This is a genomic window from Hoyosella rhizosphaerae, from assembly GCF_014643175.1.
In the GTDB taxonomy this organism is placed as follows: Bacteria; Actinomycetota; Actinomycetes; order Mycobacteriales; family Mycobacteriaceae; genus Lolliginicoccus; species Lolliginicoccus rhizosphaerae.
This window is the reverse complement of the sequence record NZ_BMJH01000003.1, coordinates 528,915-542,505: the sequence shown is the minus strand read 5'-3', so window position 1 is coordinate 542,505 and position 13,591 is coordinate 528,915. Positions and strand designations below refer to the sequence as shown.

Here is a 13,591-nt window from a genome sequence, read left to right as displayed (position 1 = left end):
CTACGACCCCGTGAGTTCGCCTCGCGGGGTTGTGTCTTTTAGTTCGACGCCGGTTTTGCCGAGTTCGCGTGCGCCGCCGATGAGGCTGAGGACGATGCGGGCGGCTTCGGTGTAGCCGAGTCCGTCGGGTGGGTGGATGTTGGAGATGCAGTTGCGTTCGGAGTCGGCTCGGCCGGGGCGGGGGTCGTAGGTGAGGTAGATGCCGAGGCTATCGGCGACTGATAGTCCGGGACGTTCGCCGATGATGACGACTACGATGTTGACGCCGAGTGCCGCTCCGATGTGGTCGCTGAGGGCGACGCGGGCGGATGTTGCGATGGTGGGTGGGGCGATGGTGTATCGCTCGCCGAGTGTGGTTACGAGTGCGCCGAGGAGTGCTGCTCCGTGGTCGTGTAGTGCACGGGGTGAAAGCCCATCGGCGAGAACGATGCCCACATCGGCACCCACGTGCGTAAGCCCGTCGAGGTTGGCGGGTACGCGGCCCAGGTCGGGTCGTCGAAGGTATTCGCTCCGTGAGGTTACTTGGCTGCGCACTACTGCGGGTTCACCTAAACCCAGTGGCCGAACCTCTGCCGATAGGGCTTCAACGTCTAATGGTTGGTGCACTGCGTCGCGGGCGGCGGCGTGGGCGGCGCGGAATTCGAGCACTCTCCGTGTTGGGAGTCCGTCACCGGCCCGGCCTAGTCCGATGCGTGCTTGGGTTGATGTTCTTAATGGTGCCCAGAAGTCGTTGGGGTCTGTCATGCGACGCCTCCTGCGAGTGAGCGTAGCGGTGATCGTGCTGGGTCGATCGGGACGATGCGGCCGTCGCGGTCGGCCATTCCTAGGCCGGTGAGCCATTCTTCGAATTCGGGTGCGGCCCGCAGTCCGAGGGCGCGCCGGATGAAAAGCGCGTCGTGGAACGACAGTGATTGGTAGCCGAGCATGACGTCGTCGGCGCCGGGCACGGTGATGACGAAGGAAACACCGGCTGCACCGAGCAATGTCAGTAAGGTGTCCATGTCGTCTTGGTCAGCTTCGGCATGATTGGTGTAGCAGACGTCTACGCCCATGGGTAAGCCTAGGAGTTTTCCGCAGAAGTGGTCTTCGAGTCCGGCGCGGATGATCTGTTTCCCATCGAACAGGTACTCAGGCCCGATGAACCCTACGACGGTGTTGACCAGCAGTGGGTCGAGGTGTCGTGCGACGGCGTAGGCGCGGGTTTCGAGGGTTTGTTGATCGATGGGGCGCCCACCGGTGCCGATGTGCGCTCCGGCGCTTAACGCTGATCCTTGTCCGGTTTCGAGGTACATGACGTTGTTGCCGACGGTTCCGCGGCTCAGGGATCGTCCGGCCTCGTTGGCTTCCTCGAGCAGACTCAGTGACACCCCGAATCCTTTGTTTGCTCCTTCGCTTCCGGCGATTGATTGGAAGACTAGGTCCACCGGCGCTCCTGCTTCGATGAGACCCAGGGTGGTGGTGACGTGGGAGAGCACGCATGACTGCATCGGGATGCTGTATTGCTGTCGCAGGTCGTCGAGCAGGTGCAGAAGGTCCGAGGTGGCTTGCGGCGAATCGGTGGCGGGGTTGATGCCGATCACTGCGTCGCCGCACCCCATGAGCAGGCCGTCGAGGGTGGCGGCGGCGATGCCGCGCGGGTTGTCGGTGGGATGGTTCGGCTGCAGGCGGGTGGAGAGCCGACCGGGCAGTCCGATGGTGGTGCGGAACCCGGCCGTCACCTCGATGGCTTTGCCTACCGCGATCAGGTCTTGGTTGCGCATGAGTTTGCTGACTGCGGCGACCATTTCGGGTGTCAACCCGGGGGAGACGGCGCGTAGTCGGGCAGCGGCGTCATCCCGGCTTATGATGTCGAGCAACCAGTCCCGCAACCCGCCCACCGTCAGGTGCGAGACTTCGCGGAACGCGTCACCGTTGTGCGAATCGATGATCAACCTGGTTACTTCGTCCGTCTCGTACGGCATGACGAGATCGCTCAGAAATACGGGCAACGCCACGTCGGCGAGGGCCCATTGCGCGGCGGCACGTTCCTCATCCGACCCCGCCGCACACCCCGCAAGTTCGTCACCGGAGCGAAGTGGAGTTGCCTTGGCGAGCAGGTCAATAAGGCTGTCGAACTGGTAGGTGGTGCCGCCGAGCGACTGGGTGTAGACGGTCATTTCAGTGCGGCCTCCGCATCGGCGAGTGCGGCGAACTCCTCGTCGGGAGAATTGGCGACTAGGCGGTGGCGGCTGTAGAAGCCGAAGTACGCCATGAACCCGGCGAATACCAGCAATGCGAGGAATGCGGCGAGCGGATCCACGAGGAACGTGGCGATGACCGCGAACACGGCGATGACGAGGGCGAATGAGGTGGTAGCGATACCGCCTGGGGTGCGGTACGGACGCGGCATGTTGGGCTCACGGACGCGCAGCACAATGTGGCTCACCATCATGAGAACGTAGCTGAGTGCAGCCCCGAACACTGCCACATTGAGCAGGGTTGCGCCCTCGCCGGTCAGTGCGAGCAGGAACCCGATGACGCCGGGGATGATGAGCGCGAGGACGGGGGCTTTGCGACTGTTGGTCACTGACAGGCTCGTCGGCAGGTAGCCCGCGCGGGACAGCGCGAATGTTTGACGCGAGTAGGCGTAGATGATGGCGAAGAAGCTGGCGACAAGTCCGGCAAGGCCGATGTAGTTGACGAGCTTGGCGGCGCCACCTTCGCCGAGGGCATGCACGAGTGGGTTGTCGGCCGACGCCAGGGTGTCCGCACCGATCGCACCGGTGGCGAGGAAAAGCACGGTCGCGGCTGTCACAAGCAGGACGAACATACTGGCGATGATTCCCCGTGGCACGTTCTTCTCCGGTTGGGTGGCCTCCTCAGCGGCCAGTGGCACACCCTCGATGGCGAGGAAGAACCAGATTGCGAACGGAATCGCAGCCCAAATACCGAGGACTCCGAAAGGTAGGAAGGCTGAAGATCCGACGGCTTCGGTATCGACTGGAATGTTGGTGAGGTTCGCGGAATCGAAACGCGTGACGGCCACGACCGCAAAGATAAGTAGCCCGACGAGGGCGATGGCGGTGATGACGAACATGGTTTTGAGCGCTTCGCCCGCACCGCTGAGGTGAATCCCGATAAACAGCACGTAGACGAACAGGTACACCCACCAGCCATTCGTGATGCCGAACAGTCCCAGCGATTCGACGTAGGCGCCGATGAACGTCGCGATGGCAGCGGGGGCGATTGCGTATTCGATGAGGATTGCTGTGCCGGTGGCGAATCCGCCCCACGGCCCCAGCGCTCGACGAGCGAATGTGTAGCCACCACCGGCGGCGGGGAGGGACGACGACATCTCAGCCATGCCCAGCACCATCGCCAGATACATTGCTGCGACGATCCCGGCGGCGATGAGCAACCCGCCGAACCCGCCTTCGCCGAGACCGTAGTTCCAGCCTGCGTAGTCACCGGAGATCACGAAGCTGACGCCGAGTCCTGCGAGCAGAACCCACCCTGCGGTGCCTTTCTTCAACGATCTGCGATTGAGGTATTCCTGAGATTCGGTGTGGAATTCAGCTCGATCGTGCGGCGCCGCTACGGTTTTGTCGGCCATCGCGTTCCTTCCGTGGTGCTCTTGTGGGGGCGGGAAGCGGATGCGGCAAAGCTTAGGAAGCGAACGTTGCATCGACGTTGCAGCTATTGTTCGCGTGACTAGGCGCACGCTGTGAGCTGCGTTACTCTCAGGGTGAAGGAGGCGGCTACTTCTATGACCCAGGTTCAACCCCAGCTCAACCGGTGGCTTTCGGTGCCGCCAGGTGCGGACATCGCCCGGTTTGCCAGTGATGCCGCCTCCGCGTGGGAGTCTTTCCTCGACAAGGGGATCACTCCGGCGTCGGTGCGGAGCGTGGTAGGTGAGTCGTGGATCCGTTCGAAGACACGGGGGGTCTCGCCAGACGCCGTGGAACAGACTGACCTGCTGCCCGCTGCCGACCTTGAGGCGTATCGGTCGGCGCACCCCATGTCGCTGATCCGACCCGTTATTCGTGAACTCCTCGTTGCCGATGCTGTCGGAAGCGAATTGCTCGTCGCGATGAGTGACGAGGCGGGACGGCTGCTGTGGGTGGACGGGGACCAGCGCGCACGCGACCGCGCTGTGAGCATGAGTTTCGTCGAAGGTGCGGACTGGAGCGAGGAACGCGTCGGCACCAATGCGCCGGGGACGGCGCTGGCGGTGGATCATCCGATTCAGATTTTTGGTACCGAACATTTCAGTCGGCCGGTGCACGAATGGAACTGCTCGGCAGCACCGGTTCACGATCCTCTGACGGGCCGAATCATCGGTGCCATTGACATCACTGGCGGCCCACGCGTCGCGGTGCCGGAGATGTTGCAGCTGGTCAAGGCCACTGTGCGAGCTGCGGAAAACGAACTTCGACTGTATTTAATGCGCTCGCCGCAACCCGTCACGGCGGCTGTGCCGCGTTTGCAGACTCTCGGTCTGACGCGACCTGTTTTGCACGACGATTCCAGTAGTCGGAAGCTGTCGCAACGGCATGCCGAGATCTTGCTTCTCCTGGCGCAACATCCGGAAGGGCTGTCCTCCGCGCGCCTCGCCGTGCTGCTTGATGAGTCCGACCTCGACGACGTGACGGTGCGGGCGGAGATGTCGCGGCTGCGGAAAGTGATCGGCGCGCATGTGCTGGGGTCGAGGCCGTACCGGCTCCTGTCTGAGGTGCGCACTGATGTGGCGGACGTGATGGCAGCCCTGCAACGGGGGGACATCAAGGTGGCAATACGTTCCTACACCGGGCCCGTTCTGCCGGAATCCGATGCGCCTGGTGTTGTTGACCTGCGCGAAGACCTCCATTCTCGTATGCAGGCCGCCCTCCTGCGCTCCGGTGACCCAGCGATGCTGAACTTCTGGACGTCGTCGGTGCATGGGCGCGATGACCTCACTTCCCTGGAGGCGTATTTGCATTCGCTTCGCCCCGAGGACCCGATGCGGTCGCAGGTCAAGGCCCGCATTATGCGACTCGATCGAGAACTCAGGATGTAACCGTCCGCACCCGTGCAACGTGCATGCAACGGTGCCGCTTCTAGCGTTCTGTTTTACGACCCGCAGATCACTGGAGGCACGTCATGACTGAATTTGCTCGCCCTGGCTCACCCGATGCACTGATGTCGTTCCCTGCGCGGTACGACAACTTCATCGGCGGCGAATGGGTAGCACCCGCGAAGGGTGAATACTTCGACAACGTCACCCCCGTAACAGGTCAGGCGTTCATCGAGATCGCCCGGTCGACAGCGGAAGACGTCGAGAAAGCACTCGACGCCGCGCATGCCGCAGCACCCGCCTGGGGCAAGGCCTCCGCCGCGGACCGCGCCAATGTTCTCAACAAAATCGCCGACCGCATGGAAGAAAACCTTCAAGCGATCGCACTCGCCGAATCATGGGACAACGGTAAACCCATCCGCGAAACCATCAACGCCGACATCCCTCTAGCGATCGATCACTTCCGCTACTTCGCCGGAGCTATTCGGGCGCAAGAAGGCTCACTGTCCCAACTCGACGAGGACACCGTCGCCTACCACTTCCACGAACCGCTCGGGGTTGTCGGTCAGATCATTCCGTGGAACTTCCCGATCCTCATGGCCGTGTGGAAGCTCGCCCCCGCGCTTGCCGCAGGAAACGCGATCGTTCTCAAGCCTGCAGAACAAACCCCCGCCTCGATCATGTATCTGTTCTCCCTGATCGGCGATCTTCTGCCAGCAGGTGTGGTCAACATCGTGAACGGCTTCGGCGTCGAAGCAGGTAAGCCACTCGCGTCGAGCCCGCGCATCCGCAAGATTGCGTTCACCGGTGAGACCACAACAGGCCGACTGATCATGCAATACGCGTCAGAAAACCTCATCCCGGTCACGCTCGAACTCGGCGGAAAAAGCCCCAACATCTTCTTCTCCGACGTCCTCGCCGCCAACGACGCGTACCAGGACAAAGCCCTCGAAGGCTTCACAATGTTCGCCTTCAACCAGGGCGAAGTGTGCACGTGCCCATCACGGTCACTCATCCAGGAGGACATTTTCGACGAGTTCCTTGAGCTCGCCACGATCCGCACAAAAGCTGTCCGCCAGGGCAACCCGCTCGACACCGAAACCATGATCGGCGCGCAAGCCTCCAACGACCAGCTCGAAAAGATTCTGTCCTACATCGACATCGGCAAATCTGAAGGCGCCCGACTGGTCACCGGCGGTGAACGTGCCGATCTCGGCGGGGACCTCTCCGGCGGGTTCTACGTGCAGCCCACCATCTTCACCGGCACCAACAACATGCGGATCTTCCAGGAAGAAATCTTCGGTCCCGTCGTCTCGGTGACGCCATTCAGCGACTTCGACAACGCGATCTCTATCGCCAACGACACCCTCTACGGGCTCGGTGCGGGGGTGTGGTCGCGCAACGGTGACACCGCCTATCGCGCAGGCCGTGAGATTCAGGCGGGACGCGTGTGGACGAACACTTACCACCAGTACCCGGCACACTCCGCGTTCGGCGGCTACAAGCAATCCGGCATCGGACGCGAAAACCACAAAATGATGCTCGACCACTACCAGCAGACAAAGAACCTGCTCGTCTCTTACGCAGCCGGGGCGCAAGGATTCTTCTGATGCGCCGCGTGGAAATGACGCCGGCGGCTCGTGACCTGCTGAAAACGCTCACGGGCCGCCATGGCCAACTAATGATCCACCAATCCGGTGGGTGCTGCGACGGCTCCGCTCCCATGTGTTACCCCGACGGGGAGTTCATCATCGGGGAACGTGACGTGCTGCTGGGGACGCTCGCCGACGTGCCGGTGTGGATTTCAGGGTCGCAGTTCGAGGCGTGGAAGCACACGCAAATGATCCTCGACGTGGTGCCCGGACGCGGATCGGGTTTCAGTATTGAAGCTCCGGACGGGGTGCGATTCCTCAGCAGGGGACGAGCATTCACTGATGAAGAGATGGAAGCTTTGCCGCCGGTGTTGGTCGGTGCCCAATGGAAAGCCGGGCAGAGAAATGCAGGGGAGTGGCTGTAGGGCTACTCCTGGCGCCGCGCGATGTCTCGTTCGGCTTGGGCAGTCATCCTCCGCCGCTGATCGTCGTTCATGCGTTTGTGCCGCCGGGCGAACTCTTCTGACGCTGGCTGTGCAATCGCACTGAACGCGGTCGTCATCGCCATGTCGCGCACACTGATACGACGCGCAAGAACGTCGTGGATGAGTCGCTTAAGTTCGGGGTTGTCGGTGTGTCGCGCGGTGATGGTCAGAGATTTTTCGATCTGACGCGACAGGTCAACGTCGCCGCGAGCGATGTCGAGCGGTGTGTACTGAGGATTAGTCATGTCAGGTGTCCTGATTGTTGTAGGCAGCAGCGGGGAGTGGGGGAAGATTGCTGCGGTTGACCGCGGCGGACGCACCCTCGAGCACACCAACGATCAACCGCGCCATGTTCACCGCGTCGTCGAATGTGCTGATGATGTTCGACCACGTATTGAGCATCAGCGTCACCTGGAGTGCGGCGGCACCCACAAGCGCGACCGCACCGGGTCCCGTCCATGACAACGCGGCCGCAGCGGAAGCGTTAATCGCCAGGGTGATTGCCTGATCGATCAGCCAATTCATCATTGAACCAATTGTCTGAGCGAACTGATATGCCGACGACGAAAAGTCATGGAATGCCCGGCCCATATCGCGGAGGCTGTCGGACTGGTCGCCGATGGCGTGGGCGAGTGTTGTGAAGTAGTTGTTCGCGCCGCTTGCGGCTTCACCAGTCCAGGTCTCGGTCAGCAGCTGTGCGCCGCGGGTCATGGATTGTTCGTAGGCAGTGTTGAATTCGGCGACATTCATCAGTGCGGTTCCAACTCGTTGGAAGGCTTCGAAATCTCCGATCAACCAGCGTGACACTTCACCCATCGGGTCGACATTGAGTGCTGCGATGAGAACTTCATTGACCCAATACGCGGGACTACCGTATTGGGTGAAACCGAGAGCGATGTCGAGCACTGATTGATTCCTGGGCTCGTACACCGGCGTCACTAATGTGTCGATGGGACGGTCCATTATCGATCACCACTCGTGTCGACGGCCTGAAGCGAGGACCCGACGGATGTGATGCAGGCCGTTGCGCGGCTGTGCGAGTCTGTATACCTGTCCGCGGTCTTGCCTAGTCCGTCGGCAGAACTGCGGCTGAGGTTCACAATTTCCTGATGGTTAGGAACCGTCGAATCGGCAACTCTCACTGCCTCTAGCCGGGCGATCTCGAACAGGACCCCAGCTTGGTGCGCTTCCACCTGCAGGTGTCGATTCAGATACTCGACGGCAAGAGTTGCTTCCCGCGCGAGAACTTCCATGCGATTCGCATAGTTTCTGATCTCATCAGGGTCAAGACACAACTCAGACATCTTCCCCCCTCGAAGTCTGGATACCGAAGTCGAAAGTTAGGTGGTGCTCATGGGAGACAACGCATTCAGGACGTCACCGCGGCGAATCCGGTCGATCGCATGTTGCTGACACAGCTCGATACGCAGGGCCGGATTCGAGTGGTAGAAACGCAGCGTGTGATACAGAAGAACGGGGTCCGTCTCAAGGCTTGACGCAAAAAACATGTCGGCAGGCGCAGCGTTTGAATCAATGAGCGGTGCCGCGGACACGAGACCATCTGTGGGATAAGCTTCTTCGCCGTTGTCGGAAGCGGAACCGGAACGAACGTAGATAACGCATGAATTGATGACGCGGCGAAGCCGTCGCCCCATCGAATCGTCACTCCGGCCCTGGAACTGCACAATATCGTCCCACAGCAGCGGGCGTTCGTCGTCTCCCCGAACAAGAACCACCCCCGACGGTGTCAGGCACACCCCCAACCGCTGGCCGCGATTCCGTAGACCCGCAACGCCACCTGCGATGAAAACAACACCGATGCTAAGCATCAACACAACACCGATATACGGCGGGTGCTCCGCATTCGACGCAATGTCGGCGTACCTCATCACCATCACGGCCGCCAGCCCCACGAAAACAGCACCAGCGGACAAAAGCCCAAATAACGCAACACGGCGGAATGTTTTGATAGCGAAAAACACACCCCACTCTCGACCCGTCGGTGTCTCAACAGACTCCAGATGCACATTGATAGGCCGCTTCGGCGAGTAATGGGCAACCGCAAGCCCTGAGGCGACCGCCAAGATCACCACCATCGTGAGAAACATCGGAAGAATGGCCAAGAACTCGCCATGGGCAACGGAATTACTTACCGCCAACACCGCCACGATCGCCAAAACTGCCGCAACCCCGCCAACCATGAGCGAGTTGTTTCGGCTCCTCGTCGCGTTGCACTGCCAACCGTCAGGCAGTGGAAGCGTGACATTACTCCGCCCTTGACGCATGATTCCCCCCAGTCCGATCAGGACCCAAAATTTCCCGAACGCCAGGTATGACGCACGAACCGACCGATCGGTTCCATCGACTTGGGAAGCACCAGAGCATCGCCAGTGAGCTGCGGATCTTGTCGAGAGTCCTGAACTTCCGGAACCGATCGACGCGGCCTCTACCGCAAAACAACACGCCTTTCAGCATGGAGCTTGTCAGGCGCTGCAGCGCGCAGCGCAATAATCCTGAGTCAGGAGCAGAAACGGTCACAATCAAACTGCGCAGTAAGACGGCTAACCTTCTTAAAAGTTCATTCATGCGGGCGGCTATGGGACGAGAAACCGCTAATCAAAGAATGTCGGCTACCTATACCTTTCTGAGCAGCAGTGTTGAATACTGATGTGATGGAGCTCACTGGAGTTAATCGGGCGGTGAGCCGCGGCGCCGTGGTCAGTATTTCGCTCGCTGGATTGCTGAGCGCAGGTGCGGTGGGGCTGCAGCGCAAGTGACTGGCGACGTGACTTTCAGTACCTCGCCAGGCGTCGTCGAGGTTCAATTTGTCAGTATCGATCCTGCGGATACTGAATGCGTTGCCAAGCTGCGGGATGGTGTTGACAGTTTCATCATCCTTGATCAGGAGACAGCAGTGCTCGACGGTGACGGCAACGGTACGGTGGCGTTCACGGGGCTGGAACCGGGCGGGTACTGGGCCGACGGGACCTGCGGGGATGACGTCTTCGAACTGGAGCAGCTCGTGGTTCCTGCGAATGGGGGAACCGGATCTCTTGATCTGCTGATGGAGCTGTTCGACGGGATCTTTGGCAGCTCGTGAGGGTTTTGGTGGCCCACTGCTTGGCCGCTGCGTTGCACGGAAGCGGCTACTCGGTTGTTGCCGCTCCGCCTCCATGCGACGGGGCTTGCTAGGGGCAGAACAGCTGTCCCCGCGCGTCCCGCCCCAGCACATCGGGGACACGAAAGTGCTGAATGCGCGCATAGAGCGAAGCCTGTCATCACCATGCGTACGAACTATCGCCGACAGCGACGAAAGTCACGAGCTTGTGCGGACTGGTGCCTGGGCTGCTTCGATAGCGACGCGCCGAAGATGTAAGTCGCCCAGCACAAGATTCCTTGGTGGAGGGCACAAATCACAGCGTTGGTGCGGTCGCGTGCGCCGCGTTTCGGCAGGATTGTGGAGATGTGGTTTTTGATGGTGCTGTCGGCGAGCTGGAGCGTGGCGGTGATGTCGCGATGGTCGAGCCCTTCAGCGACCAGTCGGAGTACTTCGGTTTCTCGGGATTTGATTGGTGCGTTGGGGTATCCGTCGTCAATAGGGGTGGTGCCTTTGCGGTTTGCGTGGAGCCGCCTGTCGGTTGTTAAGGGACGATGAGCGTGCCTCGATCGGCGAGTGTGCGTACCGCGTTGGGGTGTAGGTCGAGTAAAACTTCGTCGGCTGCGGTGAGAAAAATGGCGTCTTCTGGGGCGCCTTAATCAGGCCATTGAACTGGCCTTGGTGTTCCCAGCTCGTTTGGAAGCTCACCATGCAAATCGGCATTGCGCAGGTTTCGAAAAAGCGTTAGAGCGCAACTGTATGCCTTCCTCGATAGGATCTCCCTATGCCCACCTTGTATCGCGACACTGGCTACTCGTTAACGCACCTCATCGAGGACATTAAGCACGGAAACGTAGCGCTACCGGATATCCAACGCCCATTTGTGTGGCCCGCGCGTAAGGCTAGAGAGCTATTTGACTCGATGTATCGCGGATACCCCGTGGGCACGCTTATGTTCTGGGAAACGGGTGCGGCAGTAGGTACCAAACAATTTGGAGCAGGAAAAAGCGGCGAAACCGGTCGGGTACCAAAGCTATTGGTTGTCGATGGGCAGCAGCGGCTCACCTCCCTATACGCAGTCCTCACTGGGAGTGAAGTTGTAACCAAGACGTTCCAATCTCGGCGAATTAAAATTGCGTTTCGACCCGCCGATGAGACCTTCGAGGTTGCCGACGCGTCAATTGAGCGAGATCCCGAATTCATAGCCGACATTACGGATCTCTGGATCGGCAGTTTCAAATCGAGAGTTCGAGAGTTCATGACAAGACTCGAAACCAGTAGGGACGGCGAACTGTCGCAGGCCGAGCAGGACCAGCTGGAGGAACGGATTGATCGTGTACGGGACCTCAGAGACTTTCGATTTCAGGTAATCGAGCTTAATTCGAATGCTGACGAAGAGCAGGTCGCCGACATCTTCGTGCGCATCAACTCCGAGGGCGTTCAACTGAAACAAGCGGACTTCATATTGACGCTCATGTCGGTGCACTGGGAGAAGGGGCGTCGGCAGCTCGAGCAGTTTGCTCGGGATGCTGTAGTTGCTCCAAGCATTGGTCCGTCACCAAAAAATCCATTCATCAACCCTGGTCCCGACCAGCTCCTTCGCGCCGCAGTTGGGCTGGCATTCAAGCGAGGGCGACTTGCGAACGTATACAGCATTCTGCGCGGTAAGGATCTTGAGAGCGGTCAAGTATCAGAAGAGCGCCGCGCTGCCCAATTCGAAGCGTTGGCTCGTGCGCAGGACCAAGTGGTGGATCTCACAAACTGGCACGAGTTCCTGAAATGTGTTCAGCATGCAGGGTTTCGTAGTGATCGGATGATCGCTTCAGATAATGCCCTGATCTACACCTACACATTGTGGCTCGTCGGTCGGCATGACTTCGGAATCGAGCGAGCCAAGCTGAGGAAACTCATCGCTCGGTGGTTCTTTATGGCTCACACAACTGGTCGTTACACTTCATCACCCGAGAGTGTTATCGAAGCAGACCTTACTCGGTTCAAGAACCTTCCAGATAGTGATGCCTTTACAGCCGAATTGAATCGCCAAGTACGATCCAATTTCACCGGCGACTACTGGGATATTTCGTTACCAAACCGTCTAGATACCTCTGCTGCCAAATCTCCAGTCCTATCTGCTTACTGGGCAGCACTGAATCTCCTCGACGCAGAAGTGCTATTCAGTCACTTGAAGATTCGCGACCTGCTTGACCCGGCAATCAACTCACCTCGTTCAATGGAACGGCACCATCTCTTTCCGAAGGCATTCCTCAAAAGTCTCGGCGTATCCGGTGTTGCTCAAACGAACGCCATTGCAAATATGGCGTTCCTTGATTGGCCCGAAAACGCAACAATTGGCTCGGGTGACCCACGAGAGTACTGGCCAGAGATGTCGCGCACATTGAATCCTGAGATGCTCAAGCGTCAGGTCTACTGGCACGCGCTACCGGTCGGGTGGGAGCAGCTTGAGTATTCGGTTTTTCTTGAACGAAGGAGATCCCTCATTGCGAAAGTCGTGCGTGACGGATTCGATCGACTTTGGGAAGATCGTGTACGCCGAAACGAAGTGGCTGAGATTGCGGAAATTATTGCGTCCGGTGAGTCGCAATTAGTTGAGTTCAAATCGACTGCTCGATGGAACCTCTACACTGGCAAACCAGACCGGAAAATGGAGCAGGTAATCGCGAAAACCGTGTGCGGATTCTTAAACGGTGAAGGTGGGACGCTAATCATCGGTGTCGACGATGATGGGAATGTTCTCGGGCTTGAACGTGATATGAGCACCTTAGGCGCGAAAGGCAACCCCGACGGTTTCGAGCTTGCCCTGCGACAGATGCTCGATAATAGCCTTTCAGTTTCCACTGCGGGCCTTGTACGCATTCGGTTCGAAACGCTCAATGAGCAAACAATTTGTGTCGTGTCTGTGGCGCCATCTGGCAAGGCGGTTTTCGCGAAATCTTCAAATGACAATACGGTATCCAATTTTTGGGTGCGTATAGGGAACGCAACCAAGCAGCTCCACGGCGATGACCTAATCCAATACCGCGACGACCATTGGGGGACAAGGTAACTGCGCGGAGGATCGATCCGGTGGCCGACAAAGTGCGGCGGCGAATCCCGTTTCCGTTGCGAGGTGTGCAAACGAGGCCTTCGGGATTGAGTAGCGTGACCTTGAAAAATTCGGATGAGTGCCGGTTCTATTCCTGGATGCTCATGCGGTGGTCAGCCGTAGCAACAGTGTGTAGCTTCGGTCGCGAATTAAGGTTTGAGGGTCTGTTTAGTGAGGCCGCACATTGCTAGCGATTTGGCCACACGCAAGCATGCATAAGCACCTAATTCCTTAGGCCGAGTAGGCGAGCGCCGCCTCGAAAGTAGTTGGGTTGCGTCCATG

At 59.3% G+C, this 13,591-nt stretch carries 13 protein-coding genes; 5 read left to right on the top strand and 8 right to left on the bottom strand.

Going from position 1 to position 13,591, the window contains the following annotated elements; all coding sequences use genetic code 11:
* Genes eutC through eat form a run of 3 tightly spaced genes read right to left on the bottom strand, consistent with a single transcriptional unit; the run spans position 1 to position 3,592 of the window.
* On the bottom strand, positions 1-744 hold the full coding sequence (gene eutC, locus IEW73_RS14195; RefSeq protein ID WP_188676445.1) for an ethanolamine ammonia-lyase subunit EutC: 744 nt from the start codon (positions 742-744) through the stop codon (positions 1-3).
* A complete protein-coding gene (locus IEW73_RS14190) occupies positions 741-2,156 on the bottom strand; it encodes an ethanolamine ammonia-lyase subunit EutB (protein ID WP_188676442.1) in 1,416 nt (471 codons plus the stop codon). Before IEW73_RS14190 ends, eutC begins: the two co-directional genes overlap by 4 nt.
* Positions 2,153-3,592 (bottom strand): ethanolamine permease, encoded by a 1,440-nt coding sequence (gene eat, locus IEW73_RS14185; protein WP_188676439.1) that lies wholly within the window; start codon positions 3,590-3,592, stop codon positions 2,153-2,155. The genes IEW73_RS14190 and eat overlap by 4 nt, the downstream gene beginning before the upstream one ends.
* A gap of 153 nt (positions 3,593-3,745) precedes the next feature.
* Between eat and IEW73_RS14180 the strand changes: the two genes are divergently transcribed.
* The 3 genes from IEW73_RS14180 to IEW73_RS14170 all read left to right on the top strand — a co-directional run bounded on the left by IEW73_RS14180 (position 3,746) and on the right by IEW73_RS14170 (position 7,049).
* The gene (locus IEW73_RS14180; protein ID WP_188676436.1) at positions 3,746-5,035 is read left to right on the top strand and encodes a helix-turn-helix domain-containing protein; all 1,290 of its coding nucleotides are present in this window, start codon (positions 3,746-3,748) and stop codon (positions 5,033-5,035) included.
* Positions 5,036-5,118: 83 nt separating this feature from the next.
* Positions 5,119-6,642: an acetaldehyde dehydrogenase ExaC gene (gene exaC, locus IEW73_RS14175; protein WP_188676433.1), complete on the top strand. Its 1,524-nt coding sequence runs from the start codon at positions 5,119-5,121 to the stop codon at positions 6,640-6,642.
* Complete coding sequence (locus IEW73_RS14170; RefSeq protein WP_188676430.1) at positions 6,642-7,049, top strand: DUF779 domain-containing protein; 408 nt, start codon at positions 6,642-6,644, stop codon at positions 7,047-7,049. Before exaC ends, IEW73_RS14170 begins: the two co-directional genes overlap by 1 nt.
* 2 nt (positions 7,050-7,051) lie before the next feature.
* Here the strand turns inward: IEW73_RS14170 and IEW73_RS14165 are convergent, their stop codons facing one another.
* From IEW73_RS14165 to IEW73_RS14150, 4 genes are read right to left on the bottom strand one after another with little or no spacing between them, the layout of a single operon-like run.
* Positions 7,052-7,354, bottom strand: a complete 303-nt coding sequence (locus IEW73_RS14165) for a hypothetical protein (RefSeq protein ID WP_188676427.1) — start codon at positions 7,352-7,354, stop codon at positions 7,052-7,054.
* 1 nt (position 7,355) lies between these two features.
* A complete protein-coding gene (locus IEW73_RS14160) occupies positions 7,356-8,072 on the bottom strand; it encodes a hypothetical protein (protein ID WP_188676425.1) in 717 nt (238 codons plus the stop codon).
* Entirely contained in the window at positions 8,072-8,413 is a 342-nt protein-coding gene (locus IEW73_RS14155; RefSeq protein ID WP_188676422.1) for a hypothetical protein, read from the bottom strand. Before IEW73_RS14155 ends, IEW73_RS14160 begins: the two co-directional genes overlap by 1 nt.
* A 36-nt stretch (positions 8,414-8,449) precedes the next feature.
* Complete coding sequence (locus IEW73_RS14150; RefSeq protein WP_188676418.1) at positions 8,450-9,310, bottom strand: hypothetical protein; 861 nt, start codon at positions 9,308-9,310, stop codon at positions 8,450-8,452.
* A gap of 584 nt (positions 9,311-9,894) precedes the next feature.
* On the opposite strand from IEW73_RS14150, the gene IEW73_RS14145 reads away from it, so the two are divergent.
* The gene (locus tag IEW73_RS14145; protein WP_188676415.1) at positions 9,895-10,209 is read left to right on the top strand and encodes a hypothetical protein; all 315 of its coding nucleotides are present in this window, start codon (positions 9,895-9,897) and stop codon (positions 10,207-10,209) included.
* Between the two features lie 194 nt (positions 10,210-10,403).
* On the opposite strand, the gene IEW73_RS16735 is transcribed toward IEW73_RS14145, so the two are convergent.
* Positions 10,404-10,679, bottom strand: coding sequence for a LuxR C-terminal-related transcriptional regulator (locus IEW73_RS16735; RefSeq protein ID WP_372433648.1), 276 nt, complete (start codon positions 10,677-10,679; stop codon positions 10,404-10,406).
* 311 nt (positions 10,680-10,990) lie between these two features.
* Here IEW73_RS16735 and IEW73_RS14135 point away from each other — a divergent pair, with 311 nt between their 5' ends.
* Positions 10,991-13,270 (top strand): GmrSD restriction endonuclease domain-containing protein, encoded by a 2,280-nt coding sequence (locus IEW73_RS14135; RefSeq protein WP_188676412.1) that lies wholly within the window; start codon positions 10,991-10,993, stop codon positions 13,268-13,270.
* Positions 13,271-13,591 lie beyond the last annotated feature (321 nt).